The organism is uncultured Campylobacter sp. (assembly GCF_938030785.1).
GTDB lineage: Bacteria > Campylobacterota > Campylobacteria > Campylobacterales > Campylobacteraceae > Campylobacter_B.
This window is the reverse complement of record NZ_CALHIK010000116.1, coordinates 1-4061: the sequence shown is the minus strand read 5'-3', so window position 1 is coordinate 4061 and position 4061 is coordinate 1. Positions and strand designations below refer to the sequence as shown.

General features: G+C 50.7%; 4 protein-coding genes. 3 read left to right on the top strand and 1 reads right to left on the bottom strand.

Features of this window, described 5'->3' with window-relative positions; all coding sequences use genetic code 11:
- The 3 genes from Q0438_RS06595 to Q0438_RS06585 form a co-directional block, all read left to right on the top strand.
- On the top strand, positions 1-1709 hold a 1709-nt coding region (locus tag Q0438_RS06595; protein ID WP_299189076.1), incomplete at its 5' end, for a phosphoethanolamine transferase.
- 181 nt (positions 1710-1890) lie between these two features.
- The gene (locus Q0438_RS06590) at positions 1891-2277 is read left to right on the top strand and encodes a RidA family protein (RefSeq protein WP_299189074.1); all 387 of its coding nucleotides are present in this window, start codon (positions 1891-1893) and stop codon (positions 2275-2277) included.
- 8 nt (positions 2278-2285) lie between these two features.
- Complete coding sequence (locus tag Q0438_RS06585; RefSeq protein WP_299189071.1) at positions 2286-3371, top strand: threonine synthase; 1086 nt, start codon at positions 2286-2288, stop codon at positions 3369-3371.
- Positions 3372-3783: 412 nt separating this feature from the next.
- On the opposite strand, the gene Q0438_RS06580 is transcribed toward Q0438_RS06585, so the two are convergent.
- The coding region (locus Q0438_RS06580) for a GrpB family protein (RefSeq protein ID WP_299189069.1) at positions 3784-4061 on the bottom strand (278 nt) is incomplete at its 5' end.

Genomic DNA, 4061 nt, shown 5'->3' with positions numbered 1-4061 from the left:
CCGAGAGCTTTCCCGCGGTATTCATCATAAATTTGCTCATCTTTCACCTCTGCTATTTGCTTAGCGGTCGATTTTTTAAGTTCGTTTCGTTCGTGCTACTGGCGCTAATTGCGCTAATTGCGAGCGCGGCTTTATTTTTGATCGTAAATTTCGACTCAAGCTTCAACGTCGTGGCGATCGATGCGATCGTCCATACCGACGCAGCCGAGACGCGCGAGTTCGTTTCGCAGTTTCTTAACCCTGCGACGATTTTATATTTAGCAGTGCTGCTTGGCTGCATCTTTGCGGCGCTAAAAGCAGGGCAGAGAAAGAGGGAGCAAACGCATAGCCGCCTAAGATTGCTGTTAGCGGCGATTTATATTATCTATGGCACGATCTTTTGCGCGGATATCGCCGTTAAGGCTTTCCGGGGCAAGCAGAGCTATATAACCAAGCTATCGCAATACGTCCCACTGGAGTTTTCCTTTACGATAAAAGACTATCTGAGCGATAAAAATTTCATCACCGATATGCGCGAAGTGCAGCTCGGCTACGATGAGGCGAAGCGCGCGAACGAAAGCGTTTTAAAAGGCGGCGCAAATTTAGATCGGCAAAGCTCTGCCCCTGACCTTGCGTCTCAAAATTCTACGCCGCAAAGCCCTGGTACGATCTTAAATTCCAAAATCCCTGACGCTTCTACAAACCCCGCCTCGCAAAAGCCTCGCGTCAAAAATATCGTCCTAATAATCGGCGAGAGCTTGCAGCGCGGCCATATGTCGCTGTATGGATACAGCGTTAGAACCACGCCGCTTTTGGAGGGTCTCGAGGCGAGCGGTAATCTCATAAAATTTAGCGATACGATCTCCCCTTATGCTACGACGAATCAGGTGCTGATGCGGCTTTTAAATTTCAGTAATTACGAAAGCGAGCGGCAAAAGGCATGGTTTCGCAGCCTTAGCATCATCGATATGTTTAGCCTAAGCGGCTACCGCACCTTTTGGATCAGCAATCAAGAAGCCTTCGGCGCGCACGCGCTAAGCGCCAAAAGCGCCGCCGATCGCGCGGACGGGGAAACCTTTCTCTCAAAGAGCAATCTTTATGAAACCGTCCGCATCAAGCCCGACGGAGCGCTACTTCCGCTCATAAATCAGGCGAAAGCGGGGCAGAGCGAGCGAAACTTCTACGTGATCCATCTCATCGGCAACCATATGGATTACAGCCTGCGCTATCCCGAGGGATTTGGTAAGTTTAGCGCGGCGGACGTAAAGGCCAAGCTCACTTCCGATCAGAAAAAGGTCGTTGCGTATTACGACAACAGCGTGCTTTACAACGATTTTGTCATAAATGAAATTTTTAAAATTTTCTCTGCAGATGACAGCCTCATCGTCTATCTTAGCGATCACGGCGAAAATTTATACGAAAACGGACGCCTCGGGCACGGCATGGAGAGCCGCTTCAGCTATGAAATTCCGCTGCTTTTTATAGCCTCGCGCGAGTTTTTGACCGCTAATGCCGAGCTGTGGCAGAGGTTGGAAGCGGCGAAAGATAAGCCTTTTATGAGCGATGATTTGGCGCATCTGCTGGCCGATATTATCGGCGTCGCGCCGCTTGAGCTCGATACGCGCAGAAGCCCGATACGAGCGGATTTCAATACTTCGCGCAAGCGAATTGTAGGCGAAAGCGACTACGACGAGAAATTAAAAAGCGCTAAGGGCTACGAGCTCGAATAGGCGGATTGCCTTTATCCGCACATATTGCGCGCCGCTGCGCTATGTAAGCGGCGAGACGCAAAATTTTCAAGAGCTAGATACGCTATCCGAAAAAAACAGGCTCGGCGTAAAGTCTATAAAATTTCATATAAAATTTAGAAATTTAGATAAAATTTCAAAAAATCTACACCAAGGAGCTTAAATGAAAGAGATTTATCCAACCGGTTTCGCGCCGAAAAAGGCGCATTATGCGCCAGGCATCTTAGACGACGACGGTACGCTCTACGTCTCGGGGCAGTTAAGCGTGGATCCGCGCACGGGGACCATCCCGGAGGGTCTTGCTGAGCAGACCGCGCAGGCTCTAAGCAACGTCGCGGCAGTGCTGGCCGCCGCGGGCGTAGATAAAAACGACGTGCGAATGTGCCGCGTCTATACGCCTGACGTCGCGAACTGGGACGTGATCGACGAGCAGTACGCGCTGTTTTTCGGCGCGCACAAGCCCGCTCGCGTCGTAGTGTCGACTACGGCTCTACATTTCGGCTGCCTCGTAGAGATCGAGGCCGTCGCAAAAATAAAAGAGAAAAAATAGGAGAGAAAATGAGCGATTTCATCTGCACGAGCTGCGGCAAGCACGCGCCCATCGATACTTTGAGCTATAAATGCGACTGCGGCGGGCTGTATAAGCTAAACTCCGATGCGCCTAAATTTAACCCCGCGCTCGTAGATCAAAGCGAGTTTAGCATCTTTAGATACCGTAGGTTTATGGGTATCGATACGGCGAAATTTAGAGAAATTTCGATGGGCGAGGGGCTTACGGCGAGCGTGAAATTCGGCGAAGACCTCTATCTCAAGCTCGATTATGCGATGCCTACGCTTTCATTCAAAGATCGCGGGGCGGCGGTTTTGGTGCTGCACGCCAAAAATATCGGCGTGAAAAAGGTGCTGCAAGACTCCAGCGGCAACGCAGGCAATGCCGTGGCGGCGTACTGCGCTCGCGCGGGCATCGAGTGCGAAATTTACGTTCCGAAGGGCACATCGCCCAAAAAGATCGATATGATCAAAAGCCACGGCGCGCACGTCACGGTATTTGACGGCAGCCGCGACGAGACGGCGGATGCGTGCCGCAAAAAGGCCGCGCAGGAGCAGATCTATTACGCCAACCACGTTTATAATCCGATCTTTTACGAGGGCACGAAGAGCTACGTTTATGAGATCTACGAGCAGCTGGGCAGGGTGCCGCGCAATATTTTCATCCCGGTGGGCAATGGTACGCTGCTGCTGGGCGCTCAAGCGGCGCTAGGCGAGCTATATGAGGGCGGCTTTATCGAGGCGCTGCCAAAAATTTTCATCGTTCAGGGCGAGCGTTGCGCTCCGCTTTTTGGCGCCAAAGGTGCGGCGCGCGAGATTAAGCCGCATCCGACGCTAGCGGAGGGTATCGCGATCGCAAGACCGATGCGCGCGGCCGAAATTCTTGGCTCTAGCTACGCGGGCGAGCGCGAGGTGATCTTGGCGAGCGAGGGCGATATATTGCCTGCTAGAGCGGCGCTTGCGCGCGGCGGATTTTACGTCGAGCACACGACCGCAGCTACCTACGCGGCTTATCTGCGCTACAAAGAAAGCCGCGATCTGCAAGGAGATAGCATCATCCCGCTTTGCGGCGCGGGACTAAAAAGCGATCATTAAATTTTAAGCGCTCGGCGTGGAATTTGCGCGGCTAGCTAGCGGCGAGGAATTTAAAATTTTCACCGCTTTAAATTTAGCGGATTTACGAGCCCATATTTTTGTGGAATGTTTAAAATTTAACGACGCGTAGGCTTTTAAATTTAAATTTATACCAAAGCGCGGAAATGAGCCTTAGCTCTTGGTGTGATGCGATGATACGGCGCATTTTATGGACGACTTTGCCGCTAGCGGAATTTGGAAATTTTATCTACAGATAGTTGAATGAGCGCCATTTAAATTTGAAATTACGGTCAAAATTTTATAAAAACTAATCTGCAAGGTGCGGTGCTGTCCGTCCGTTTCGTTTATAAAATTTAGCCATTTTTATCGCTCTTGGCGAGTGAACTTATACGCAGAGATCAAATTTGCGCGGTTATTTTGGATTTCCTTTAGCGATGCGCGTAAATTTAAGCACAAATTCGCTTTTCGCCGCAGTATAGGCGTCGCGGTCGAACTCGAAGCGCTTGCAAAGCTCTAATTTAAGCGCCTCGTACCGCTTGGCAATATCCGCATTCGCTCGCAAAAAATCTCTAAAAAATATCTCATCTGTATCGCCGAAATTTCGCAGATGCATGTGAAAAACGCGCTCGGCAAACCCCGCTTCGGTGTAGCCCTTATTTAGGCTGCAGCGGCTCCCCTTTTCGCTCATTA